General features: G+C 72.4%; 20 protein-coding genes and 1 tRNA gene. 13 read left to right on the top strand and 8 right to left on the bottom strand.

Annotated features, from left to right (window positions below):
• Positions 1-185: 185 nt before the first annotated feature.
• Positions 186-932 carry an MBL fold metallo-hydrolase gene (locus ACZ6Y7_RS25155; protein WP_465760183.1) on the top strand — a complete coding sequence of 249 codons (747 nt, stop codon included), beginning with the start codon at positions 186-188 and terminating at the stop codon, positions 930-932.
• A 166-nt stretch (positions 933-1,098) separates the two neighbouring features.
• Here the strand turns inward: ACZ6Y7_RS25155 and ACZ6Y7_RS25160 are convergent, their stop codons facing one another.
• The 4 genes from ACZ6Y7_RS25160 to ACZ6Y7_RS25175 all read right to left on the bottom strand — a co-directional run bounded on the left by ACZ6Y7_RS25160 (position 1,099) and on the right by ACZ6Y7_RS25175 (position 6,957).
• Positions 1,099-2,385 (bottom strand): LLM class flavin-dependent oxidoreductase, encoded by a 1,287-nt coding sequence (locus ACZ6Y7_RS25160; RefSeq protein WP_465760184.1) that lies wholly within the window; start codon positions 2,383-2,385, stop codon positions 1,099-1,101.
• Entirely contained in the window at positions 2,382-3,434 is a 1,053-nt protein-coding gene (locus ACZ6Y7_RS25165; protein ID WP_465760185.1) for an LLM class flavin-dependent oxidoreductase, read from the bottom strand. Before ACZ6Y7_RS25165 ends, ACZ6Y7_RS25160 begins: the two co-directional genes overlap by 4 nt.
• 427 nt (positions 3,435-3,861) lie before the next feature.
• Complete coding sequence (locus ACZ6Y7_RS25170; protein WP_465760186.1) at positions 3,862-5,133, bottom strand: PTS transporter subunit EIIC; 1,272 nt, start codon at positions 5,131-5,133, stop codon at positions 3,862-3,864.
• Positions 5,134-5,667: 534 nt separating this feature from the next.
• Entirely contained in the window at positions 5,668-6,957 is a 1,290-nt protein-coding gene (locus ACZ6Y7_RS25175) for a PTS transporter subunit EIIC (protein ID WP_465760187.1), read from the bottom strand.
• A 405-nt stretch (positions 6,958-7,362) separates the two neighbouring features.
• Here ACZ6Y7_RS25175 and ACZ6Y7_RS25180 point away from each other — a divergent pair, with 405 nt between their 5' ends.
• The 4 genes from ACZ6Y7_RS25180 to rdgB all read left to right on the top strand — a co-directional run bounded on the left by ACZ6Y7_RS25180 (position 7,363) and on the right by rdgB (position 9,693).
• A complete protein-coding gene (locus tag ACZ6Y7_RS25180) occupies positions 7,363-7,596 on the top strand; it encodes a PTS sugar transporter subunit IIB (protein ID WP_030060521.1) in 234 nt (77 codons plus the stop codon).
• Between the two features lie 174 nt (positions 7,597-7,770).
• A complete protein-coding gene (rph, locus tag ACZ6Y7_RS25185; protein ID WP_465760188.1) occupies positions 7,771-8,496 on the top strand; it encodes a ribonuclease PH in 726 nt (241 codons plus the stop codon).
• A gap of 170 nt (positions 8,497-8,666) precedes the next feature.
• Positions 8,667-9,056, top strand: coding sequence for a hypothetical protein (locus ACZ6Y7_RS25190; RefSeq protein ID WP_465760189.1), 390 nt, complete (start codon positions 8,667-8,669; stop codon positions 9,054-9,056).
• A gap of 31 nt (positions 9,057-9,087) precedes the next feature.
• On the top strand, positions 9,088-9,693 hold the full coding sequence (gene rdgB, locus ACZ6Y7_RS25195) for an RdgB/HAM1 family non-canonical purine NTP pyrophosphatase (protein ID WP_465760190.1): 606 nt from the start codon (positions 9,088-9,090) through the stop codon (positions 9,691-9,693).
• A 72-nt stretch (positions 9,694-9,765) separates the two neighbouring features.
• On the opposite strand, the gene ACZ6Y7_RS25200 is transcribed toward rdgB, so the two are convergent.
• Positions 9,766-9,849 (bottom strand) — tRNA-Leu (locus tag ACZ6Y7_RS25200).
• Positions 9,850-10,352: 503 nt separating this feature from the next.
• On the opposite strand from ACZ6Y7_RS25200, the gene ACZ6Y7_RS25205 reads away from it, so the two are divergent.
• Positions 10,353-12,755, top strand: coding sequence for a chitinase C-terminal domain-containing protein (locus ACZ6Y7_RS25205; RefSeq protein ID WP_465760297.1), 2,403 nt, complete (start codon positions 10,353-10,355; stop codon positions 12,753-12,755).
• Between the two features lie 87 nt (positions 12,756-12,842).
• On the opposite strand, the gene bcp is transcribed toward ACZ6Y7_RS25205, so the two are convergent.
• Positions 12,843-13,316 (bottom strand): thioredoxin-dependent thiol peroxidase, encoded by a 474-nt coding sequence (bcp, locus tag ACZ6Y7_RS25210; protein WP_465760191.1) that lies wholly within the window; start codon positions 13,314-13,316, stop codon positions 12,843-12,845.
• 154 nt (positions 13,317-13,470) lie between these two features.
• On the opposite strand from bcp, the gene ACZ6Y7_RS25215 reads away from it, so the two are divergent.
• Together ACZ6Y7_RS25215 and ACZ6Y7_RS25220 are read left to right on the top strand one after the other, a co-directional pair.
• Positions 13,471-13,812 carry a DUF3618 domain-containing protein gene (locus ACZ6Y7_RS25215; protein WP_465760192.1) on the top strand — a complete coding sequence of 114 codons (342 nt, stop codon included), beginning with the start codon at positions 13,471-13,473 and terminating at the stop codon, positions 13,810-13,812.
• 200 nt (positions 13,813-14,012) lie between these two features.
• Positions 14,013-14,315, top strand: a complete 303-nt coding sequence (locus tag ACZ6Y7_RS25220; RefSeq protein WP_465760298.1) for a GroES family chaperonin — start codon at positions 14,013-14,015, stop codon at positions 14,313-14,315.
• A 354-nt stretch (positions 14,316-14,669) separates the two neighbouring features.
• Here ACZ6Y7_RS25220 and ACZ6Y7_RS25225 read toward each other — a convergent pair whose 3' ends face one another.
• A complete protein-coding gene (locus tag ACZ6Y7_RS25225) occupies positions 14,670-15,389 on the bottom strand; it encodes an SDR family oxidoreductase (RefSeq protein WP_465760193.1) in 720 nt (239 codons plus the stop codon).
• Positions 15,390-15,529: 140 nt separating this feature from the next.
• On the opposite strand from ACZ6Y7_RS25225, the gene ACZ6Y7_RS25230 reads away from it, so the two are divergent.
• Together ACZ6Y7_RS25230 and ACZ6Y7_RS25235 are read left to right on the top strand one after the other, a co-directional pair.
• Positions 15,530-16,453: a LysR family transcriptional regulator gene (locus tag ACZ6Y7_RS25230; protein WP_465760194.1), complete on the top strand. Its 924-nt coding sequence runs from the start codon at positions 15,530-15,532 to the stop codon at positions 16,451-16,453.
• Positions 16,450-17,625 (top strand): winged helix DNA-binding domain-containing protein, encoded by a 1,176-nt coding sequence (locus ACZ6Y7_RS25235; protein ID WP_465760195.1) that lies wholly within the window; start codon positions 16,450-16,452, stop codon positions 17,623-17,625. The genes ACZ6Y7_RS25230 and ACZ6Y7_RS25235 overlap by 4 nt, the downstream gene beginning before the upstream one ends.
• 94 nt (positions 17,626-17,719) lie before the next feature.
• Here the strand turns inward: ACZ6Y7_RS25235 and ACZ6Y7_RS25240 are convergent, their stop codons facing one another.
• Positions 17,720-20,074 carry a transglycosylase domain-containing protein gene (locus ACZ6Y7_RS25240; RefSeq protein ID WP_465760196.1) on the bottom strand — a complete coding sequence of 785 codons (2,355 nt, stop codon included), beginning with the start codon at positions 20,072-20,074 and terminating at the stop codon, positions 17,720-17,722.
• A gap of 301 nt (positions 20,075-20,375) precedes the next feature.
• On the opposite strand from ACZ6Y7_RS25240, the gene ACZ6Y7_RS25245 reads away from it, so the two are divergent.
• The 3 genes from ACZ6Y7_RS25245 (at position 20,376) to ACZ6Y7_RS25255 (ending at position 23,112) form a co-directional block, all read left to right on the top strand.
• Positions 20,376-21,239 carry an ABC transporter permease gene (locus ACZ6Y7_RS25245; RefSeq protein WP_465760197.1) on the top strand — a complete coding sequence of 288 codons (864 nt, stop codon included), beginning with the start codon at positions 20,376-20,378 and terminating at the stop codon, positions 21,237-21,239.
• 115 nt (positions 21,240-21,354) lie between these two features.
• Entirely contained in the window at positions 21,355-22,119 is a 765-nt protein-coding gene (locus ACZ6Y7_RS25250; RefSeq protein WP_465760299.1) for an ABC transporter permease, read from the top strand.
• A 33-nt stretch (positions 22,120-22,152) separates the two neighbouring features.
• Positions 22,153-23,112 (top strand): ABC transporter ATP-binding protein, encoded by a 960-nt coding sequence (locus ACZ6Y7_RS25255; RefSeq protein WP_465760198.1) that lies wholly within the window; start codon positions 22,153-22,155, stop codon positions 23,110-23,112.
• Positions 23,113-23,142 lie beyond the last annotated feature (30 nt).

Genomic DNA, 23,142 nt, shown 5'->3' on the forward strand with positions numbered 1-23,142 from the left:
CTCCCGTCCCCCGGCGTTCTGGTGATTCCAGCCACAGCCCGGCACGGGGACGGGGGCAAAGTGCCGCTCCACCCTTACCCTCGACACACCAACGCAGTGCTACCGGCCGGTCCACCGGCCCGGCCTGCCGTTTTCCATGCCGTTTTCCAGCAGCAGCCAGGACGTGTCGGGGCGGAGGGGCTCGGATGAAACTGACCGTGGTGGGGTGCTCGGGGAGCTTCCCATCCGCCGACTCGCCCTGCTCCAGCTACCTGGTCGAGGCCGAGGGCTACCGCGTCGTCCTCGACCTCGGCAACGGAGCCCTCGGAGCCCTGCAGAAGTACACCGGCCTGTACGACGTCGACGCCGTCCTGCTCAGCCACCTGCACGCCGACCACTGCGTCGACCTGTGCGCCTACTGGGTGGCCCGCAACTACCGCGCCGAGGGCTGCCCGGAACTGCTGCCCGTGTACGGCCCGGCCGGCACCGCCGAGCGACTCGCCCGCGCCTACGACATGCCCGAGAACCCGGGAATGAAGGAGGTCTTCGAGTTCCGCACCCTGCACCCCGGCCGCTTCGACCTCGGCCCCTTCCGGATCGAGGTCGCCCGGGTCAACCACCCCGTCGACGCCTTCGCGTTCCGCCTCGAACACGCCGGCCGCTCGCTCGTCTACAGCGGCGACACCGGCGAGAGCACCGAACTCGTCGAACTGGCCCGCGACACCGACCTCTTCCTCTGCGAGGCCGCGTACATCGACGGCCGTGACACCTACCAGGCCGTCCACCTCAACGGCCGCGAGGCCGGCGAGCACGCCACCGCCGCCGGCGCCCGCAGACTCGTCCTCACCCACATCCCGCCGTGGACGGACGCCGAGCACAACCGCCGCGACGCGGCCGCGGCCTACGCGGGCCCGGTCGAGGTCGCCCGCGCGGGCGCGGTCTACGAGCTCTGAGCTCTGAGCTCTGAGCTCTGAGCCCGGGGCCCGGGGTCCTGAGCCCCGAGCCCGGACCGGGCCGGCGGAGCGGTCCGGAGGAGCGGGAAATGACGGTCCGTCAACTCGTCGTGCCGGGGCTCTCGGAGGCCGGGTCCGGCTCGGTGGGGGTGGCGGCGGGAGCGGCTCAGCGCCGCCCGGGGACGGGCAGCCCGAGGTGGTCCCGCAGGGTCGGGCCGCTGTAGTCGGTGCGGAACACCCCGCGTTCCTGGAGCAGCGGGACGACCCGGTCGACGAACTCGTCCAGGCCGCCCGGGGTGAGGTGCGGGACGAGGATGAAGCCGTCGGCGGCGTCCTGCTGCACGAACTCGTCGATCCGCGCGGCGACGGTGGCGGGGGAGCCGACGAAGGACTGCCGGCCGGTCACCTCGATCACCAGTTCGCGGCTGGTCAGCCCCTTCTCCGCGGCGACCGCCCGCCACCGCGCGGCGACGGCCAGCGGGTCGCCGAGGCCGACCCGGCCCCGCGCCAGGGCGCCGTCCGGGTCGGGGTCGATGTCCGGCAGGGGACCGTCCGGGTCGTGGTCGGACAGGTCCACGCCCCAGACCTGCTCCAGGAAGGCGATCGCGGTCCGCGGTCCGACCTGGGCCCGGCGGATCTCGACGGCGCGCTCCTGCGCCTCGGCATCGGTGTCGCCGAGGACGAAGGTGGCACCGGGCATGATCTTCAGCTCGTCCGGCTTGCGCCCGTACGCGGCGAGCCGGCGCTTGACGTCCGCGTGGAAGGCCTGGCCGGCCGCGAGGGCGGAGTGCCTGCTGAAGACCACGTCGGCCGTGGCGGCGGCGAACTCCCGGCCCTCGTCGGAGTCCCCGGCCTGGATCACCACCGGGTGGCCCTGCGGCGGGCGCGGCAGCGAGAGCCGGCCCTCGACCTCGAACTGCGGGCCGCGGTGCCGGACGCCGTCCTCCCCGGCGTCCCAGAACTCCCGGGCCAGCTGGACGAATTCGGCGGCGCGGGTGTAGCGGTCGGCGCGGTCCAGGTAGCCGCCGCGGCGGAAGTTCTCCCCGGTGAAGGCGTCCGAGGAGGTGACCACGTTCCAGGCCGCGCGGCCCCCGGAGAGGTGGTCCAGGGAGGCGAAGCGACGGGCCAGTTCGTACGGTTCGTTGAAGGTCGCGTTGACGGTGGCGGCCAGCCCGAGCCGCTCGGTGACGGCGGCCAGTGCGTTCAGCAGGGTGATCGACTCGGGCCGGCCGACCACGTCCAGGTCGTGGACGCGGCCCTTGTGCTCGCGCAGCCGCAGGCCCTCGGCGAGGAAGAAGAAGTCGAACTTCCCGCGCTCGGCGGTCCGCGCGAGGTGGCGGAAGGAGTCGAACTCGATGTGGCTGCCGGAGGCCGGGTCGCTCCACACCGTCGTGTTGTTGACGCCGGGGAAGTGCGCGGCGAGGTGGATCTGCTTGAGCGGTCGGTCCGTCATCGGGTCACCTCGGCGAGCGCGGGGGAGGCGGTGGGGACGGCGGAGGCGGAGGCGTAGCGGCTGGTCGGCCGGGCCAGGCCGAGGTGGTCGCGCAGGGTGCGGCCGGGGTACCCGGCGCGCAGCAGGCCGGCGGCGCGCAGGGCCGGGGCGATCCGGTCGGCCAGGGCGGCCAGGTCGCGCGCCGGGTCGGCGGGGACGAGGTGGAAGCCGTCGACGCCGGTGCCGGCGGCGGTGAGTTCGGCGAGCAGGCGTTCCTCGGCGGCCCGGTCGGGAAGGGCGGACAGGGCGGCGCCGAGCCGGGCGAGGATCCGCAGGTGCTCGCCGGCGCGCAGCCGCAGTTCGGTGGCGGCGGTCAGCCGGGCGGCCCGGTCGGGGGCGTCGAGCAGGACGACGTCGGCGTGCCGGATCGCGGCGGCGACCCGGGCGCGCCCGTCGGCCGGGGCGTCCGGCGCGAGGTCGGCCGCCGCCACCGGCACCACGACGACCGGGCGGCCCTGGGGCGGACGCGGGGTGATGGACGGTCCCCGGACGGAGAAGTGCCGGCCCTCGAAGTCGACGTAGTGCAGCTTGCCGCGGTCGATGAACCGCCCGGTGGCGGCGTCGCGGATCTCCGCGTCGTCCTCCCAGCTGTCCCAGAGCCGGGCGGCGACCTCGACGGCGTCGGCCGCCTCGGCCCACAGCTCGTCGGCGGGGGCGACCGGGCGGCGGCCGAAGGCCCTCGCCTCGGCCTCGGTCGCGGAGACGCCGACCAGCCAGCCGGCCCGGCCGTGGCTCACCCAGTCCAGGGTGTTGACCGCGATCGAGGTGTGGAAGGGCTCGGTGTGGGTGGTGGTGACGGTCGGCACCAGCCCGACCCGGCCGGTGAGCGGGGCGATCCGGGCGAGGGCGGCGAGCGCGTCCGGGCGGCGCGGTTCGGCGGTGAAGGAGTCGTCGAGGGTGACGAAGTCCAGGGTGGCCCGTTCGGCGAGGCCGGCGAGGGCGGCGTAGTGCCCGGCGTCGAAGCGGCCGGGGCTGTCGAGGGCGGCGGACAGGTGGAGCTGGCGGGGCATGGCGAGCCTGACTTTCCTCGTGCGGACGCGTGCGCGGACGTGGGCGCGGACGGGTGCGCGCACCGGCCGGTACGGGAGCGGCGGTGGTGCGGGGCTGTTCGCGGAACACGCGGATGCGCGGTGACGGCCCGTGGGCGGGAGCCCGTCCGGGCGGGAGGAGCCGGCGCCGGCGGGACGTCAGCCGGACGGCGGCGGGGGAACGGTCAGCTCAGCCGCGACACGCCGCGGACCACACGCGACCGAAGTCGATGTGGCTGCGGGTGACCAGCGGGCACGAGGCGTTCACCGCCTCAGTTGACCAGGGCCCGCGTCGGTTCGTCAACCGTGCTTCCCGCGCCGCGGACCGTCCGGACACGCCGAGGGCCCCGTCCCGCCGCTGGGGGAGCAGCGGCGGGACGGGGCCCTCGTTGGGGACGTGGCGCGGGCGTCAGGCGCGGGTGACGTCCTCGATCTCGTCGTCGTCCTCGCGACCGGGGGTCTTGATGTCGAACTTGGCGATCGCGAAGCGGAACAGGAAGTAGTACAGCGCGCCGAAGACCAGGCCGATCGGGATGATCAGCCACGGCTTGGTGGCCAGGTTCCAGTTCAGCAGGTAGTCGATCAGGCCGGCCGAGAAGCCGAAGCCGTCGTGCACGCCCAGACCCCAGGTGACGGCCATCGAGAGGCCGGTGAGCACCGCGTGGATAAGGTAGAGCACCGGCGCGATGAACATGAACGAGAACTCGATCGGCTCGGTGACACCGGTCACGAAGCTGGTCAGCGCGACCGAGATCATCATGCCGAGCACGGCCTTGCGGCGCTCGGGGCGCGCGGCGTGGGCGATGGCCAGGGCGGCGGCCGGGAGGCCGAACATCATGATCGGGAAGAAGCCCGACATGAACTGGCCCGCGGTCGGGTCGTGGTGGAAGAAGCGCGGGATCTCGCCGGTCCAGGTGGCGCCCGACGGGTCGGTGAAGCTGCCGAGCTGCTGCTGGAAGAACGTGTTCAGGAACTGGTGCATGCCGACCGGGATCAGGCCGCGGTTGGCGACACCGTAGATGGCGGAGCCGCCGGCGCCCAGACCGGTCAGCCAGTCGCTGGCGTGGGTCAGGCCGGTGCCGATCGGGCCCCAGGCCAGGCCCATGACCACACCGAGCAGGGTGCCCACGAAGGCCATGATGATCGGGACGAGGCGGCGGCCGTTGAAGAAGCCGAGCCAGTCGACCAGCTTCTTGCGGTGGTACTTCTGCCAGATCACGGCGCTGAGCAGACCGACGACGATGCCGCCGAAGACACCCGGGTCCTGGGGCTTGCCCTTCGGCAGCGCCGCGGTGATGGTGCCGTCCATCGGGAAGACGGTGAGCACCTCCTTGAAGACCAGGTAGCCGACCAGGGCCGCCAGCGCGGTCGAGCCGTCGGCCTTCTTCGCGAAGCCGATCGCGACACCGACGCAGAACAGGAGCGCCAGATTGCTGAACACCGCGTCACCGGCGGTCGCGAAGACCTCGGCGACCTTCCCCCAGCCGAGCCCGTCCTTGCCGAAGACGTCGGGCTGGCCGAGCCGGAGCAGGATGCCGGCGGCGGGCAGGACGGCGACCGGCAGCTGGAGGCTGCGGCCGATCTTCTGCAGACCCTGGAGGAGGTTCTGGCCGAACTTCTTGGCGGGGCTTGGCGTGGCCGGAGCCGTGGCGGGCGCCGGTGCCTGCGCAGACTGACTCATGGGGGTGGGTTCCTAACGGCATGGCGGTCGGTCGGGGAGGGCACAGGGGGCCGAACCGCGAACTGGTCTACACCACGGGTGGTGTAGACCAGTTTTGTAGCACGGGCGGAGAAGGCGGGGAACCCTGGAAAGCGCCGTCACCGGAAAGCGCTATGAAATCGAAACCTGGGTGCGGAACGACGATCTTGATTACGTGTGCGATGGGGATTTTGGCTATTTGCGCAACAAAAAGGCCCCGGCCGCCGTACGGCGGGGCGGGCGGCGCTTGGGGACGGGCGGGCGGGCCCCGGTCGGGGCCGGGTGGATGCTCAGAGTGACCGCAGCGTCGCGGAACCGCCTGGTCGGGGCCGCGCCGGGCGCGCCCGGGTCGCCGTCGGACGGTGGTGCGAAGGCCGTCGTCGGCGGCCGGATCGCCGCCGAATTACCTTTCGAACGGCCGCCGGGCAGGGAATTGAGTCCTTTCCCGAAATGCCGAAGGCCCCCGGACCGGCAGGTCCGAAGGCCATGGCGCGAGCTGCCCGGCGCCGATCCGTTTCAGGCTTTGGTGACGTCCTCGACCTCGCTGTCGTCCTCCCGCCCCGGTGTTTTCAGATCGAATTTCACGATGATGAACCGGAAGAGCGCGTAGTACACCACCGCGAAGCAGAGGCCGATGACGATGATCAGCCACGGCTTGGTGGCCAGCCCCCAGTTGATCACGTAGTCGATCAGGCCGGCCGAGAAGCTGAACCCGTCGTGCACCCCGAGCCCCCAGGTGACCGCCATCGACGCGCCGGTCAGCAGGGCGTGCACGGCGTACAGGGCCGGGGCGATGTAGGCGAAGGAGTACTCGATCGGCTCGGTCACACCGGTGACGAAGGAGGTCAGGCCGAGCGAGAGCATCAGCCCGTAGATCTCCTTGCGGCGGTGCGGCTTGGCGGAGTGCGCGATCGCGAGTGCGGCGGCCGGCAGCGCGAACATCATGATCGGGAAGAATCCGGACTGGAACTGGCCGGCCGTCGGATCGCCCGCCAGGAAACGCGGAATGTCGCCGTGCACGATCGTGCCGTCGGCCTTGGTGAACTCCCCGAACTGGAACCAGACGAAGGTGTTCAGCAGCTGGTGCATGCCGATCAGCAGCAGCGCCCGGTTGACCAGGCCGAAGATGCCGGAGCCACCCGCCCCCAGATCCGCCAGGTGCTGCGAGAAGTCGTTGAGGCCGCGCCCGATCGGCGGCCAGACCCAGAGCGCGACGACGGCCGTCAGCATTCCGACCAGGGCGGTGATCATCGGCACCAGTCGGCGGCCGTTGAAGAAGCCCAGCCAGTCGACCAGCTTGGTGCGGTGGAACCGCACCCACAGCCAGGCCGACATCAGGCCGAGCAGGATGCCGCCCAGCACCCCCGGGTTCTGGTACGTCGCGGCGGCCGCCTTCGCCGAGCCGTAGTCCACGCACTGGTCGCTCACCAGGACCGTCGGCGGCTTGCAGCTCTCCGGGAAGGCGTGCAGCACCCGGTAGTAGACGAGGAAGCCGACCACGGCCGCCAGCGCCGTCGAACCGTCCGCCTTCTTGGCCATGCCGATCGCCACACCGATGCAGAACAGCATCGGCAATCCGAGCGCGGAGTCGAGCAGCGCGCCGCCGGCCGCGGCGAAGACCTTGGCGACGTTGTTCCAGCCCAGGCCGTCCTTGCCGAACACGTCCGGCTGGCCGAGCCGGTTGAGGATGCCCGCCGCCGGGAGCACCGCCACGGGCAGCTGCAGCGAACGGCCCATCTTCTGCAGGCCGCCGTAGAAGGAGTGCCACCACTGCGTCTGCGGGGCCGTGGCTCCTGCCGAACTCATCCTTAGCCCTCCGGGACCGGTTGCCGACCGGTGGCCCCCTGCGGGACCCTCGGGCGGGGCCCTGGAACCCCCGGGGTCGTTTCTGCGTTCATCGGAGTACACATATATTGGTGTAGACCACTTGGGGACGCAGGCCGCACTCCGGGACGTAGCCCCGCTGATCGTCATCCTCGGGCGGCGGTCGGGAGCCTGCCTGCGGGAATGGGCCATAAGTGGACTAACCTGGCAAACCGGTCCCGCACGGGTGATGCTGGTCGCGCTGCCCAGCAGCACGACCGCAGCTGAACCCGCGTCAGCCACCGGCACGGACCTCGCCGCTCCACGGCCGAGGGACGACCCCCACAGCACAGCGCAGGACGGCACCCGGCAGAGCGGCCGGCGAGCCGAGACAGAGGGAGAAATCAGATGGCCAGCAAGGCTGAGAAGATCGTCGCCGGTCTGGGCGGCATCGACAACATCGAAGAGGTCGAGGGCTGCATCACCCGCCTGCGCACCGAGGTCAAGGACGCCTCCCTGGTCGACGAGGCCGCCCTCAAGGCCGCCGGCGCCCACGGCGTCGTCAAGATGGGCACCGCGATCCAGGTCGTCATCGGCACCGACGCCGACCCGATCGCCGCCGACATCGAGGACATGATGTGAGCTGAGCCACCCGGCTCACCCGCCCGGCCCGCCACCACCCACCCGGGGGACGGCGGGCCGCGGCACACCCGCCCCGCCCACACCGCCCCGCCCCGACCGACGCGCCCACACCGCCCCGACCGACGCGCCCACCCGGACCGACCCGCCGCCCCGGACCGACTACGCTCGGTGCCTATGTCACGCATCGACGGCCGCACCCCCGAACAGCTCCGCCCCATCACCATCGAGCGGGGCTGGAGCAAGCACGCCGAAGGCTCCGTCCTCATCTCCTACGGCGACACCAAAGTGCTGTGCACCGCCAGCGTCACCGAGGGCGTCCCCCGCTGGCGCAAGGGCAGCGGCGAAGGCTGGGTCACCGCCGAGTACTCCATGCTCCCGCGCGCCACCAACACCCGCGGCGACCGCGAAGCCGTCAAGGGCCGCATCGGCGGCCGCACCCACGAGATCAGCCGACTCATCGGCCGCTCGCTGCGCGCCGTCGTCGACCACCGCGCCCTCGCCGAGAACACCATCGTCCTCGACTGCGACGTCCTCCAGGCCGACGGCGGCACCCGCACCGCCGCCATCACCGGCGCCTACGTCGCCCTCGTCGACGCCGTCTCCTGGGCCCGCGACAAGAAGCTCCTGCGCGCCAAGGGCCAGCCCATCACCGGCGGCGTCAGCGCCGTCAGCGTCGGCATCATCGACGGCACCCCGATGCTCGACCTCCGCTACGAGGAGGACGTGCGCGCCGAAACCGACATGAACATCGTCTGCACCTCCGACGGCCGCTTCGTCGAGGTCCAGGGCACCGCCGAGGGCGCCCCCTTCGACCGCGACCTGCTCAACCGGCTGCTCGACCTCGGCAGCCTGGGCTGCGCCGAACTCGACGAGATCCAGCGCAAGGCCCTCGAAGGCTGAACCGGCGCGGGCCCCGCAGCCGTGGCCCAGGACGGACGCCCCGCCGCCGGGCCTGCTGTACAGGCCGGGCCCGGAGACCGTACGGTTCCCGCAGCACCCCCGCTGCGGGAACCGCGCACCTCCGGGCGCGCGTCCCCCACCACGGAACCCGCGCCGCACAGGAGGACCGGATGCCGTCCAGCATCGCCCGCCCCACCGCCCTCGCCGTGGCCGGACTGATCGCCATCCTCCCGCTGAGCATGGTGAGTTGCTCCGCCGCGCAGAAGGCCATCGACTGCGGCAACACCGCCGTGAAGATCACCGGCGACATCGCCGACGTCACCCAGGCCTACGACAACGCGAGCAACGACTCCGCCGCCGCGGGGAAGGCCCTGCAGAAGCTCAAGAACGACCTCGATCAGGTCGGCAAGAACTCCAAGGACACCGACGTCGCCAAGGCCGTGACGGACCTGCAGAAGCAGGCCGACAACGTGCAACGGGCCGCCGACAAGAACGAGGTCCCCGACCTCAAGCCCCTCGGCGACGCGGCCGGCGCCCTCACCAAGGTGTGCACCGGCTGACCCCCGCCGGCCGCTGGATAGGGTGGGCGATATGTCCACCCGTCTGATCCTCGCCACCCGCAACCGGCACAAGGTCGCCGAACTGCGCGCCATCCTCACCGACGCCGGCCTGGACGTCGAACTCGTCGGCGCCGACGCCTACCCCGAGATCCCGGACGTCCCCGAGACCGGCGTCACCTTCGCCGAGAACGCCCTGCTCAAGGCCCACGCCCTGGCCCGCGCCACCGGCCTGCCCGCCGTCGCCGACGACTCCGGGCTCTGCGTCGACGTGCTCAACGGCGCGCCCGGCATCTTCTCCGCCCGCTGGGCCGGCAAGCACGGCGACGACCGCGCCAACCTCGACCTGCTGCTCGCCCAGCTCTCCGACATCGCCGAGCCGCACCGCGGCGCCCACTTCTTCTGCGCCGCCGCCCTCGCCCTGCCGGACGGCACCGAGCGCGTCGTCGAGGGCCGCCTCCTCGGCACCCTGCGCACCACCCCGGCCGGCACCGGCGGCTTCGGCTACGACCCGATCCTCCAGCCCCTCGGCGAGACCCGCACCTGCGCGGAGCTCACCGCCGACGAGAAGAACGCCATCAGCCACCGCGGCCAGGCCTTCCGCGGCCTGGTGCCGGTCGTCAAGGAGCTGCTGGGCTGACAGGACGTCCGCTGAACGTCGAAGGCCCGCCCCGAGATCGCTCTCGGGGCGGGCCTTCGATTCCAAGGTTTGTGCGGCCTGAGGGACTCGAACCCTCACGGGATTTCTCCCACGGGTACCTAAAACCCGCGCGGCTGCCTGTTACGCCAAGGCCGCATGGCCTTCAGTCTAGGGCTTCACTACCGGTGGGGACACTGTGATTCAGCGCGGCGACGTTCGCCGGTTCTTGTTCCGGCCGCAATAGGTGTCGGTGACGGAGTGGCAGTCCGGGCAGAGGAGCCGGAGTTTGTCCGGGCGGCTGTCCAGTCAGTCGCCGTTGACGTGGTCGACCGGGCGAGCAGTTCGCGGGTGTACGTGACCGGCATGGGTCCCCCTGTGGGCTGGTGGACCCCCTTCCCCGATGGGTGAACGATCGGGCTGCGGAGGGGTTACGGCCTCCGGTGTGTTTGGCTGTTGATTACCAATTGGTACAGACCTATTGACCTATGTGGTTCAGACCACATAGCTTCTGCGCCAATTGCAATCCCCCACGTGCGTGCTCCCCCACAGGCACGTGCCGACACTCTCTCCTGGAGGACCGAGTGTTGATCCGAAGCGCGGCGCAGCGGCGTCCCACCGCCGCCAGCCGCCGTAAGGGCGCCCGGGCGGGTGCGGCCTCGATGGCCGCCGCGTCGTTGGCCGGGCTGCTGATGGCGACGCTGGGTGCGGCGCCCTCGCAGGCGTCGGCGGCGGTCGACAACGCGAGCTGTCGTCCCGACGGGCTGTACCAGACCCCCGGGGTGGACGTCCCGTACTGCTCCGTCTACGACACCGGCGGGCGCGAGAAGATGGGCGCGGACCACCAGCGCCGCATCATCGGGTACTTCACCGGCTGGCGCACCGGCAAGAACGGCGACCAGCCGTACCTGGTGAGCGACATCCCCTGGGACAAGGTCACCCACCTCAACTACGCGTTCGGGCACGTCGGCGGCGACAACAAGCTGTCCGTCGGCACGGACGGCCCGACCAACGAGGCCACCGGGATCTCCTTCCCCGGCGTGCCCGGCGCCGAGCTGGACCCGACGCTGCCGTACAAGGGCCACTTCAACCTGCTGACGAAGTTCAAGAAGCAGTACCCGAACGTCAAGACCCTGATCTCGGTCGGCGGTTGGACCGAGACGGGCGGCTACTTCGGGGACGACGGCAAGCGGGTGAACTCCGGCGGCTTCTACGCGATGACCGTCAATCCGGACGGCAGCGTCAACCAGGCCGGGATCGACACCTTCGCGGCCTCGTCGGTCGACTTCCTCCGCAAGTACGGCTTCAACGGCGTCGACATCGACTACGAGTACCCGACCTCGATGAAGGACGCCGGCAACCCGCTGGACTGGCAGCTCGCCAACTCCAAGCGCGGCTCGCTGGCCAAGGGCTACGCGGCGCTGATGAAGACGCTGCGGGAGAGCCTGGACAAGGCCGGTGCCGCCGACGGCAAGCACTACCTGCTGTCGGTCGCGGCGCCGTCCTCCGGCTACCTGCTGCGCGGCATGGAGACCTTCCAGGTGGCGCAGTACCTGGACTACGTCAACGTCATGTCGTACGACCTGCACGGCGCCTGGAACAAGTACGTCGGCCCGAACGCCTCGTTGTACGACGACGGCAAGGACGGCGAGCTGGCGGCGGCCAACGTCTACGGCACCGCGCAGTACGGCGGCATCGGCTACCTCAACGCCGACTGGTCGTACCACTACTTCCGCGGTGCGATGCCGGGCGGGCGGATCAACGTCGGCCTGCCGTACTACACCCGTGGTTTCAAGAACGTCCAGGGCGGCGCCAACGGCCTCTGGGGCACCGCGTCCGCGACCACCTGCCCGGCCGGCTCCGGTCTGACCTCCTGCGGTGACGGCGCGGTCGGCATCGACAACATCTGGAACGACAAGGACGACGCGGGCAAGGAGTCGCCGGCCGGGTCGAACCCGATGTGGCACGCGAAGAACCTGGAGAAGGGCATCCTGCCCGACTACCTCGCCAAGTACGGCGTGACGGACACGGCGCTGCAGGGCACCTACGCCCGCAACTACAGCTCCTCCCTGGTGGCGCCGTGGCTGTGGAACGACACGAAGAAGGTGTTCCTCTCCACCGAGGACGAGCAGTCGGTGGGCGCCAAGGCCGACTACATCGTCAACCAGGGTGCCGGCGGCGCGATGGTCTGGGAGCTCGCGGGCGACTACAAGTGGGACGCCGCCGCGAACGGCGGCAAGGGGGAGTACGTCCCCGGCTCGACGCTGACCTCGCTGATGTACGACAAGTTCAAGTCGGCGAGCCCGTACGGCGCGACGCGTTCGACGGTCGCGCTCCCGCAGCAGACCCTGGCGGTCGACGTGTCGTTCACCAACTTCGCGCTGGGCGACTCGAACTACCCGATCAACCCGAAGCTGCACATCGTCAACAACTCGGCGCTGACCCTGCCGGGTGGCACCGAGTTCCAGTTCGACTACGGCAACTCGGCGCCGGGCAACGCCAAGGACCAGTCCGGCTTCGGCCTGCAGGTGATCCGGCAGGACAACCCGGGACCGGGCAACGTGGGCGGTCTGAAGGGCACCTACAACCGGGTGTCGGTCAAGCTGCCGGGCTGGCAGTCGCTGGCGCCGGGCGCCTCGGTCGACATCGACTTCGTCTACTACCTGCCGGTGTCCACGCCGTCGAACTGGACGGTCAACGTGGGCGGCACGCTGTACGGGATCAAGGGCGACCTGACCCGCGGCGCGACGGACGGCGGTACGACGCCGCCGACCACGCCTCCGACGACCCCTCCCACGACGCCGCCCACCACTCCGCCGACGACCCCGCCGACCACGCCTCCGACGACCCCGCCCACCACTCCGCCGACCACGCCCCCCACGACCCCGCCGACCACGCCGGCCGGCTGTGCGGGAGCGCCGAGCTGGGACGCGGGCACCACCTACGCGACCACCACCAAGGTCTCGTGGAAGGGCCACTACTACCAGAACAAGTGGTGGACCAAGGGCGACGACCCCACGGCCAGTGGCGCATGGGGCGTCTGGAGCGACCTCGGGGCCTGCTGATCCGGCAGCCGGGGTGAGGAACGGCGGTGGCGGCGCACCCGGTCGGGGGGTGTGCCGCCACCGCTCCGTCGTGCCAGGTGAGGGGGGTCAGGCCTCGATCTTGAGGTCGCGCAGCAGCTTGGCGACGTGGCCGGTGGCCTTGACGTTGTAGAGGGCGCGCTCGACCTTGCCCTGCTCGTCGACGATGATCGTGGAGCGGATCACGCCCTGGTAGGTACGGCCGTAGTTCTGCTTCTCGCCGTAGGCGCCGTAGGCCTCCAGGACCTTGTTGTCCGGGTCGGAGAGCAGGGTGACCTTGAGGTTCTCGGTCTCGCGGAACGTGCCGAGCTTCTCCGGCCGGTCCGGCGAGATGCCGATGACGTCGTAGCCGGCGCCCTCGAAGACCTGCAGGTTGTCGGTGAAGTCGCAGGCCTGCTTGGTGCACCCCGGGGTGAGCGCCTTGGGGTAGAAGTAGACGATGACCTTGCGGCCCGCGTGGTCGGCGAGGGAGACCTGGTTGCCGTCGGCGTCGGGCAGGCTGAAGGCGGGCGCGGTGTCGCCGGGCTGGAGACGCTCAGTCATGGGTGGACTCTCCTGGTGCGTGCTGCTGGGACGGGCGGTCGTACCACGGCAAACTTACCTCCGATGGTGGGTGGGGCCGCGCGGCCGTGCGCGGCAGCTGACACACTGGGGCAGTCGCACGGAACAACATCGGCAAGTGAATGGGGTGGCCCGAGTGGGCGAGGCGAGCACGCAGGACAAGTCGGCGCGGACGACCGCCCAGATCGAGGCGGACATCGCGAGCGCGCGCGACCGGCTGGCGGCGACCCTGGACGAGCTGGCCGTCCGTGTCCACCCGAGCACCATCTCCGCCCAGGTCAAGGCGAAGGCGGTGGCCTCCGTCGAGGAGAAGGCCGGCCGGGCGTACGTGGCGGCCAGCGGCATGGTGGACAAGGTGAAGGCGCAGTTCGTGGACGAGAAGGGGCAGCCGCGCCGGGAGCGGATCGTCCCGGCCGCGCTGGTCGGCGTGGGCCTGGTGCTGCTGGTCGCCTCGTCCCGCAAGCGCCGCAAGGACTGACCCGGCCGGAGAGGCTGACCCGGGCGGTGGGTGAGGGCCGGACGCGGTGCGCGTCCGGCCTTCCGCATGCCGGGCCAGCGTCACGCTCCGCGCCCGGGAGCGGTACCTTCGGGACCGTGAGTACGAACGAGGAGACCCACTCCGACCACCCGCACGATCCCGCCCGGCACGACCGGCTGGGTGAGAAGCTGCCGATCCGGATGCTGCACGACCGCGTGCTGGTGCGCACCGAGGGGGCCGAGGGCGAGCGCCGCTCGACCGGCGGCATCCTGATTCCGGCGACCGCTGAGCTGTCCAAGCGCTGCACCTGGGCCGAGGCCGTCGCGGTGGGCCAGAGCGTGCGCTCGGTGGAGCCGGGCGACCGGGTGCTGTACGACCCGGAGGACAAGCTGGAGGTCGAGGTCCGCGGCGCCACGTACGTGCTGCTGCGCGAGCGCGACCTGCACGCCGTGGCCGCGGCCCGTTTCGGGGACACCGAGGGCTCGACCGGCCTGTACCTCTGACCGGGGGGCGCCCGCGGTAGGTGTTCGAGGCGGGGGTCGTCGGCACGGCGCTGTGGCCGGATGAGGCGGGGAGCCCGTACGGCTGCCGGGCCGGACCGGCTGCCGATCCGTGCCGTGCCGTGCGGTGCCGTGCGGTGCCGTGCCGATCCGTGCCGTGCCGGCGGGCGAGCCGGTGGAACTGTCCGCGTGGTTCCGGTCGGTGATCGACGGGGCGGCTCGGGCGGCCCGTCGCGTCGGTCGTGGGACGGGGCGGATCGGTTCGTCGCCCGGGCTCGGGCAGCCCGGGCTGCCCCGGCTGCCCGGGGCGCGGTGCGCCGGGAGCTCGGCCCCGCGCGGACGGGCGACGCGGCCGTGTCAGGCGAGCAGTGCGCCGCCGTCCACGGTGACGACCGTGCCGGTGGCGAAGCGCTGCTCCATCAGGTAGGCGTACGCTTCGGCGGCCTCCTCCGGAGTGCCGATCCGGCCGAGCGGGAGGCCGGCGGCGGTCGTGGCGTAGAGCTGTTCGCGGTCGGTGTCGGGGAGGCCGGACCAGAGCGGGGTGCGGATCATGCCGGCCCGGACGGCGTTGACCCGGATCGGGGCGAGTTCCACGGCCAGGGCCCGGACCAGGGACTCGATCGCGCCGCAGATGCTCGCGGCGACGCTCCAGCCCGGGCCGGGCCGCCGGCCGGCGGTGCCGGAGGTGAGGGTGATCGAGCCGCCGGGGCGCAGCCGGGGCGCGGCGGCGCGGACGGCGTCGAGGGCGCCGAAGTAGCGCAGGGTGAAGAAGTGGCGGGCGGCGTCGAGGTCCAGGTCGTCGAGCGGCGTCAGGGCGAGCGGTTCGCCGGCGGTGAAGACCAGGTGGTCGAGGGGGCCGAGGCGGTCGAAGAGGGCGGCGACCTGGTTGCTGTCGGTGAGGTCGGCGACGTCGGCGGTGGTGCCGGCGGGCAGGGCGGCGAGGGCGCGTCGGGTGCTGTCGGCGCGGCTGGAGGCGACGGTGACCCGGGCGCCGCGGCGGGCGGCGAGGTCGGCGGTGGCGAGGCCGATGCCGGAGGTGCCGCCGAGGACGACGACGCGCTGGTCGGTGAGGGGCATGGTGGTGCCTTTCGGGCTGGGGGAGCGGTTCGGGGGGTGTGTCGATCGTGCGTCGCGCGGGCGGGTGTCGTCCAAGACCTGTTCCGTCCGCTGTCATACCCTCGGGGTATCAGTCGAGGTGGGTGCGGTGGAGGGGTGCGGTGGACGTCGATCTGCGGAAGCTGCGGTACTTCGTGGCGGTGGCGCGGCAGCTGCACTTCGGGCGGGCGGCGGCGGAGTTGCACATCGCGCAGCCGGTGTTGTCCCGGCAGATCCGGGCGTTGGAGGCGGAGTTCGGCGCGCAGTTGTTCCGGCGGGACCGACGCTCCACGGAACTGACGTGTGCGGGGCGGCAGTTGCTGGAGGACGCGCCGCCGCTGCTGGCGGCGGCGGAGGCGTTGCGGCGTCGGGTGGGGCGGTCGGCGGACGACCGGGAGCGGTTCGTGGTGGGGTTCATGCCGGGGATCACGGTGACGGCCGTGGCGCGGGCGATGTGCGGGCGGCATCCGGGGCTGGCGGTGGAGGTGGTCCGGACGTCCTGGCGGGACCAGGCGCAGGTGGTGCTGGACGGGCGGGTGGACGTGTCCTTCGTGCGGCTGCCGGTGGATCAGCGGGGTCTGGCCCTGCGGCCGCTGTTCGCGGAGCCGCGGGTGGTGGTGCTGCCGGCGGGGCACCGTTTGGCGGGGCGGTCGTCGGTGGCGATGGCGGAGCTGGGCGGGGAGCGGCTGCTGCAGGATCCGGACGCGGTGCCGGAGTGGCGGGACCTGCCGGTGCCGGGTGGGCGGCGGCCGGAGCGGGCCCGGCCGAGCGCGGACACCGTAGAGGAGAAGCTGGAGTACGTGGCGGCGGACGAGGGCATGGTGGTGCTGCCGCTGTCGGTGGCGGCGTTCTACACGCGCTCGGACGTGGTGCACGTGCCGGTCTCGGACATCGCGCCCAACCGGGTCTGTCTGGCGTGGGCGGCGGGGCGGACGTCGCCGTTGCTCGCGGAGTTCGCGGAGTTGGCGGCGGAGCTGGCCGCCGGTGGTGCGGGGGAGGGTGTCGGCCCGGAATTGTCGGTGGCGGGCGCTAGGGTCCCGGCATGACGAGGCGCGTGCCGGTGATCGGTGACGGGGAGCGGCGGGCCAGGCTGGGCCGGCGGCAGTTGTTGGCGCCTTCGGCGCGGGCGGCGCGGGTGGAGGACGTGGCCGACGCGGTGGTCGGGTTGCACGCCACGGACGCGGCCACGGTGTACCTGTCGGCGTGCGCGCGGCTGGCCGAGCCCTCGGCGGCGGAGGTGGACCGGGCGCTGTACGAGGACGTCTCCCTGGTGAAGCTGCTGTCGATGCGGCGGACGATCTTCGCCGTGACGGAGGACCTCGCCCCGTACGTGAGTTCCGCCGCGGCCCGGGCGATCGCGGCCAGGGAGCGGGCGACGCTGCTGAAGCACCTGCGGGACCACGCCGAGGGCTGGGACGAGCGGCGGCTGGCCGAGACGGAGCGCGCGGTGCTGGCCGCGCTGGCGCGGCGCGGGGAGGCGACGACGAAGGAACTGGGCGACGACGTCCCGCAGTTGCGCGAGACGATGCTGATGTCGGCGGGCAAGGCGTACGAGGCGAAGCAGAGCGTGGGCAGCCGGCTGTTGCGGCTGCTGGCCTCGGACGGGCACGTGCGCCGCTGTCGGCCGCGCGGCTCGTGGTTGAGCAGCAGCTATCCGTGGGCGCTGGTGCCGCAGTGGCCGGACGTGCCGGTGCGGGAGGCGAAGGCGGAGGTGGTGCGCCGTTGGCTGGCCGGGTACGGTCCGGCGACGGTCGAGGACGTGAAGTGGTGGACGGGCTGGACGCTGGGCGACGTCCGTACGGCGCTGGCGGACGTCGGCGCCTCGGCGGTGGAGCTGGCGGGCGGGGCGGCGGGGCTGGTCCTGCCGGGGGACGAGGGGCCGGTGGCGGAGCCGGAGCCGTGGGCGGCGCTGCTGCCGGCGCTGGACCCGGCGGTGATGGGCTGGCGCGGGCGGGACTGGTACCTGCGGTCGGAGGACGTGCCGGCGCTGTTCGACCGGGCGGGCAATGCCGGGCCGACGGTGTGGTGGTGCGGTGAGGTGGTCGGCGGCTGGGCGCAGCGGGCCGACGGCGAGTTGGTGTGGCGGCTGTTCCGGGATGTCGGGGCGGAGGCGGGGCGGGCGGTCGCGGCGGAGGCGGAGCGGTTGGCGGGCTGGCTGGGGCAGGTGCGGGTGACGCCGCGGTTCCGGACGCCGTTGGAGCGGGAGCTGGTGGCGTAGCGGGAGGGCCGGTGGGGCTGCCGGTGCCCGCCGCTCCGGGGGTGCCGCTCGGGGGGCGCCGCTCAGGGTGCCCGCTGTTCAGGGTGCCCGCCGTTCAGGGGGTGGGTGTCGCCACGGGGTGGGTGGCGGGTCCGCCGGTGGCGGTGGGCGGGTCGGTGGGGCGGGGCGGCCGGGTCGGGGTGGGCCGGGCGGTGGGGCTGGGCTGGTCGTGGCTGGTCGTGGGCTGGGGGGCCTGCGGGCTGGGCGGGGTCGGATCGGGGCCGGGTCCGGGGCCGCCACCGGGGACGGGCGCCCCGGTGGCGGCGGGGGGTGCGCTGGGGGCGCGGGTGGGGACGGTCGTGATGAGCCCGGGGATGGTGGCGCTGGGCGCCACGGCGGTGGGGGGCGTGGCGCCCGGGGAGGTGCCGCCGGTGGGGAAGGGCCAGGTGCCGGTGCCGGGGTCGTCGTGTCCGGTCTGCAGGTCGAACTGCTGGGTGGGGGTGCCGTCGAGGGCGGCGGCCGTGTAGGCGGTCCAGATCTTGGTGGGGAGGGCGCCGCCGTTGACCCGGGTGAGTCCGGCGGTGCCGGCCAGCGGTTCCTTGGCGTGGGTCTTCGGGTTCTCCCGGAACAGGCCGACGGTGGTGGCCAGTTCGGGGGTGTATCCGGCGAACCAGGCGGAGAGGTTGGCGTCGGTGGTGCCGGTCTTGCCGGCGGCGGGGCGGCCGAGGTCGAGGGCGGCGGCGCCGGTGCCGCGCGGGCTCACGACGTCGCGCAGGACGTCGGTGACGGAGTCGGCGATGGCGCGGCCGACGGCGTCGGTGGGGTGGTGGTCGGGTGTCTTGGGGACGTCGACGGCGCCGCCGGGGTTGACCCGTTCGAGCTTGAGCACGGACCACGGGGCGTGTGCCTGGCCGTGGTTGGCGAGGGTGGCGTAGGCGCCGGCCAGGTCGAGGGCGCTGGGCGTGGCGGTGCCGAGGGTCATCGAGGTGTTGGCCGGGTCCATGCCGCGGACGCTGTCGGGGATGCCGAGTTTGACGGCGGTCTCCCGGACGCGGGCGAGGCCGGCGTCGACGCCCACCTGCGCGTACACCGAGTTGACGGACTTCACCATGGCGTAGCGCAGGGTGATGCTGCCGTAGTCGGTGCCGTCCTCGTTGGGCGGGGCGTACGGGGTGGGGCCGCCGGTGACGGGGCGTTCGCTGGTGCCGTCGTAGCGGGACTCGGTGGTGATCGGGCGGCCGTCGAGGGTGTGCTGGGCGATCAGGCCGGCGGCGAGGTCGATCGGTTTGAAGGTGGAGCCGATCTGGTTGTCCTGGCGCAGGGCGTCGTTGTAGGGCTGTCTGGCGTAGTCGGGGCCGCCGTAGACGGCGACGACGCGGCCGGTGGCGGGTTCGACGGAGGCGCCGGCGACCCGGACGTCGGTGTCGGTGGTGGGGCGGGTGGTGGGGTCGAGGTCCGCGTCGAGTTCGTCCTGGACGGCTTTGACGAAGGCGTCCTGCCGGGGCTTGTCGAAGGTGGTGGTGATGCGCCAGCCGCCGGCCTTGAGGGTGGCGGCGTCGATGGTGCCGGAGGAGATCAGGTAGTCGTCGGCGACGCCGACCAGGTAGCCGGCCTGGCCGGCGAGGCCGGTGGCGGGCTGGGGGTCGATCGGTTCGGGGAAGGCGGTGGCGGCGCGGTCGGCGGGGGTGAGGAAGCCGAGCTGGACCATGCCGTCGAGGGTGTAGTTCCAGCGGGCGACGGCCTTCTCGCGGTTGGCGGGGGTGGCGGTCTTGACGTCGTAGAGGCTGGGGGCCTGGAGCAGTGAGGCGAGGTAGGCGCCCTGGCCGAGGGTGAGCCCGGAGACGTCGACGCCGTAGTAGGCGTGGGCGGCGCTCTGGATGCCGTAGGCGCCGCGGCCGAAGTAGCTGCTGTTGAGGTAGCCGGCCAGGATGTCGCGCTTGTCGCGCTGCTGGTCGACCTTGAGGGCGATGAGGAGTTCGCGGCCCTTGCGCTCGATGGTCTTGTCCTGGGTCAGGTAGTAGTTCTTGACGTACTGCTGGGTGATGGTGGAGCCGCCCTGCATGCCCTTGCCGAGCAGGGTGTTCCAGCCGGCCCGTGCCATGCCCTTCAGGTCGATGCCGCGGTTCTGGTAGAAGGTGCGGTCCTCGGCGGAGACGACGGCCTGTTGGGTCTGCAGCGGGATCTGGTCGATGGTGACGTCGGTGCGGTTGACGGCGCCGGTGCGGGCGATCTCGGTGGTGCCGTCGGCGTAGAGGTAGATGTTGTTCTGGGCGACGGCGTGGGCGTTGGCGTCGGGCACCGGGACGATGACGTAGAGCACGGCGAAGCCGCCGACGGCGAGCAGGAACAGCGTGGTGAGGGTGCCGAGGACGACCCTCCAGGTGGGCAGCAGCCGGCGCCGGAGCGGGAGGGCGCGGCGGGCCTCGCGGCGGGCGGCCCGTTTGGCCTCGCGTCTGCTGCTGAAGGTCATGCCGCGATTATGTGCTATTTGACGTCCGGTCAACGGTGTGTCGGGGTCTGACGTGCGCTGTTGTGCGCCGCGAGCGCCGCTGTTCGCGCCGGGGCGTGTGCCTACCGACGACTGCTGGAAAAACAGGTGCGGGCGGTGGGGGTCGGAGGTACGGTGAAAGATGCGAACTTCATAGCGCACCCACTTCCGCAGCTCCGCCCGCCAGGCCCGGCACCCCCGGGTACGGCCGGTCGGAGCCACTGGGGCGTGTGCGGACGCGTGCGGGCACCCGTGTGCCCGCATTTGTCGACAAGGAGACAATATGCTGAACGCTGCCCCCGCCGGGGCGAGGCCTCCCGATCCCCGGGCGGCTCTGACCGCCTCCCTCGGGCTGTACGCGGCCGTCGCCCGCGGCACCTTCCGCCGCTACTCCACCTACCGGGCCGCCACGCTGGCCGGCATCTTCACCAACACCGTCTTCGGCTGCATCCTCGCCTACACCTTCGTCGCCCTCTGGCAGGCCCGGCCCGGTCTCGGCGGCTACGACCTGGCCCAGGCCGTCACCTTCATCTGGATCTGCCAGGCCCTGATGCCCACCACGGCGATCTTCGGCGGCGGCTTCGAGAACGACCTCCAGACGCGGTTCCGCAGCGGCGACATCGCCGTCGACCTCTACCGGCCCGTCGACTTCCAGGGCTGGTGGCTCGCCGGCGACCTCGGCCGGGCCGGCTTCCACCTGGTGGTCCGCGGCGGGGTGCCGCTGCTGGCCGGATCACTGGTCTTCCACTTCCGACTGCCCGAACAGCCGCTGACCTGGCTGGTCTTCCTGCTCTCCGTGCTGCTCGCCGAGACCGCCAGCTTCGGACTGCGCTTCCTGGTCGCGCTCACCGGCTTCTGGCTGCACGACTCCGACGGAGTGCGCTCGGTGACCCTGGTGGTGACGATGTTCCTCTCCGGGATGCTGCTGCCGCTGACGCTCTTCCCCGGGTGGCTCGGCGACCTCGCCCGGGTGCTGCCGTGGGCAGCGCTGGCCCAGGTGCCCGCCGACCTGTTCCTGGAGCGCACGACCGGCGCGGCCGTGCTCGGGCCCCTCGGCTTCCAGCTCGGCTGGGCGGCGGTGCTGATCGCCGCCGGGCGCGGGGTCCAGGCGCTCGCGACCCGCAAGGTGGTGGTCCAGGGTGGCTGACCCCGGTCCGATCCGCTCCGGCCTCGCCCGCTCCGGCCGCACCCGCTCCGACCTCGCCCCGTCCGGTCCGGCCCGCGTCCGCTGGGCCGTGCGCTCCTGGTGGTTGTGCGCCGCCATGTGGACCCGCTCGGTGATGTCCTACCGGGCCTCCTTCACGATGATGCTCGCGGCGAACCTGGTGATCGCCTTCCTCGACTTCGCCGTGATCATCCTGATGTTCCGGCACACCGCCACGCTCGGCGGCTGGACGCTGCCCGAACTCGGCTTCCTCTACGGCACCTCCGGCTTCGCGCTCGGCATGGCCAACCTGCTGGTCGGCAGCATCGACGCGCTCGGCGACCGGATCAGGACCGGGACACTGGACGTGATGCTCATCCGGCCCGCCCCGGCCCTGGCCCAGCTCTGCGCCGAACGCTTCTCGCTGCGGCGGATCGGCCGGCCGGTCCAGTCCGCGGCGGTGCTCGCCTGGTCGCTCGCCGCCCTGGACGTGCCCTGGACCTGGGACAGGGTCCTGCTGGTGCCCGTCCTGCTGCTCTGCGGCACGGCCATCTTCTGCGCGATCTGGGTGGCCTTCGCCTGCCTGCAGTTCTGGTGGGGCGAGGCCGGGGAGCTGCAGAACTCCTTCACCTACGGCGGCGGCCTGATGCTGCAGTACCCGCCGACGGTCTTCGCCAAGGAACTCGTGCTCAGCGTGGTCTTCGGCGTCCCGCTGGCCTTCGTCAACTGGCTGCCCGCCCTGCACGTCCTCGGGCGGCCCGACCCGCTCGGCCTGCCCACTGCCTTCCAGTACGCCTCCCCGCTCGCCGCCGGCCTCTGCGTCGCCGCCGCCGGGCTGGCCTGGCGCGCCGGTCTGCGCGCCTACCGCGGCACCGGCAGCTGAACTCCCACCGCTCTCAAGGAGGTTCCAGGCTCCATGGCACTGATCGAACTCCAGGACGTCCGGCGCAACTTCACCGTACGGGCCCGCGCCGGCCGGTTCAGCCGTACCAAGCGCGAGGTGCGCGCGGTGGACGGGCTCAGCTTCGACGTCGAGGCCGGCGAGTGCGTCGGCTACATCGGGCCCAACGGCGCCGGCAAGTCCACCACCATCAAAATGCTCACCGGCATCCTCGTCCCCAGCTCCGGACGGCTGCGGGTCGCCGGGGTCGACCCGGCCCGCGAACGCGTCGCGCTGGCCCGCCGGATCGGCGTCGTCTTCGGCCAGCGCACCACCCTCTGGTGGGACCTGCCGCTGCGCGACTCCTTCGACCTCGCCCGCCGGATCTACCGCATCCCGGACGGGCGGTACCGCGAGAACCTCGACCGCTGCGTCGAACTGCTCGACCTGGCCGACCTGTTGGACACCCCGGTCCGTCAGCTCTCGCTCGGCCAGCGGATGCGCGGCGACCTCGCGGCCGCACTGCTGCACGACCCCCGGGTGCTCTACCTGGACGAACCGACCATCGGGCTGGACGTGGTCAGCAAGGCCAAGGTGCGCGAGTTCCTGCGCGAGGTCAACCGCGACCGGGGCACCACGGTGCTGCTCACCACGCACGACCTGACCGACATCGAGCAGCTCTGCGACCGGGTCATGGTGATCGACCACGGCCGCGTGGTGTACGACGGCGATCTGGAGGGCCTGCACGCCACCGGGCGCAGCGAACGCACCCTGGTGGTGGACCTCGCCGGGCCCCGGCCCCCGATGGAGGTGGCCGGGGCCCGGGTGGTCAAGGTCGAGGGGCCGCGCCAGTGGCTGGCGTTCCCCGCGCAGGAGAGCGCCGCGCCGATCGTGGCGGCGGTCGCGGAACGGTACCCGCTGGTGGACCTGTCGGTGCGCGAGCCGGCCATCGAGGACGTGATCGCGCGGATGTACGCGCAGGTCGCGATCGGCTGACGCCGGCTGCCTCCCGGAGGACCCTCCTCC

This window comes from Kitasatospora sp. NPDC053308, assembly GCF_055585785.1.

What these genes read in the sequence shown, in the direction of transcription:
- ACZ6Y7_RS25250 (WP_465760299.1), top strand. Translation starts at nt 21,355, where the DNA reads ATGTGGACCCGCTCGGTGATGTCCTACCGGGCCTCCTTCACGATGATG.
- ACZ6Y7_RS25245 (WP_465760197.1), top strand. Translation starts at nt 20,376, where the DNA reads ATGCTGAACGCTGCCCCCGCCGGGGCGAGGCCTCCCGATCCCCGGGCG.
- rph (WP_465760188.1), top strand. Translation starts at nt 7,771, where the DNA reads ATGTCACGCATCGACGGCCGCACCCCCGAACAGCTCCGCCCCATCACC.
- ACZ6Y7_RS25205 (WP_465760297.1), top strand. Translation starts at nt 10,353, where the DNA reads ATGGCCGCCGCGTCGTTGGCCGGGCTGCTGATGGCGACGCTGGGTGCG.
- ACZ6Y7_RS25190 (WP_465760189.1), top strand. Translation starts at nt 8,667, where the DNA reads ATGCCGTCCAGCATCGCCCGCCCCACCGCCCTCGCCGTGGCCGGACTG.
- ACZ6Y7_RS25240 (WP_465760196.1), bottom strand. Translation starts at nt 20,074, where the DNA reads ATGACCTTCAGCAGCAGACGCGAGGCCAAACGGGCCGCCCGCCGCGAG.
- ACZ6Y7_RS25175 (WP_465760187.1), bottom strand. Translation starts at nt 6,957, where the DNA reads ATGAGTTCGGCAGGAGCCACGGCCCCGCAGACGCAGTGGTGGCACTCC.
- ACZ6Y7_RS25220 (WP_465760298.1), top strand. Translation starts at nt 14,013, where the DNA reads ATGCTGCACGACCGCGTGCTGGTGCGCACCGAGGGGGCCGAGGGCGAG.
- bcp (WP_465760191.1), bottom strand. Translation starts at nt 13,316, where the DNA reads ATGACTGAGCGTCTCCAGCCCGGCGACACCGCGCCCGCCTTCAGCCTG.
- ACZ6Y7_RS25165 (WP_465760185.1), bottom strand. Translation starts at nt 3,434, where the DNA reads ATGCCCCGCCAGCTCCACCTGTCCGCCGCCCTCGACAGCCCCGGCCGC.
- ACZ6Y7_RS25225 (WP_465760193.1), bottom strand. Translation starts at nt 15,389, where the DNA reads ATGCCCCTCACCGACCAGCGCGTCGTCGTCCTCGGCGGCACCTCCGGC.
- ACZ6Y7_RS25170 (WP_465760186.1), bottom strand. Translation starts at nt 5,133, where the DNA reads ATGAGTCAGTCTGCGCAGGCACCGGCGCCCGCCACGGCTCCGGCCACG.
- ACZ6Y7_RS25235 (WP_465760195.1), top strand. Translation starts at nt 16,450, where the DNA reads ATGACGAGGCGCGTGCCGGTGATCGGTGACGGGGAGCGGCGGGCCAGG.
- ACZ6Y7_RS25160 (WP_465760184.1), bottom strand. Translation starts at nt 2,385, where the DNA reads ATGACGGACCGACCGCTCAAGCAGATCCACCTCGCCGCGCACTTCCCC.
- rdgB (WP_465760190.1), top strand. Translation starts at nt 9,088, where the DNA reads ATGTCCACCCGTCTGATCCTCGCCACCCGCAACCGGCACAAGGTCGCC.
- ACZ6Y7_RS25255 (WP_465760198.1), top strand. Translation starts at nt 22,153, where the DNA reads ATGGCACTGATCGAACTCCAGGACGTCCGGCGCAACTTCACCGTACGG.
- ACZ6Y7_RS25155 (WP_465760183.1), top strand. Translation starts at nt 186, where the DNA reads ATGAAACTGACCGTGGTGGGGTGCTCGGGGAGCTTCCCATCCGCCGAC.
- ACZ6Y7_RS25180 (WP_030060521.1), top strand. Translation starts at nt 7,363, where the DNA reads ATGGCCAGCAAGGCTGAGAAGATCGTCGCCGGTCTGGGCGGCATCGAC.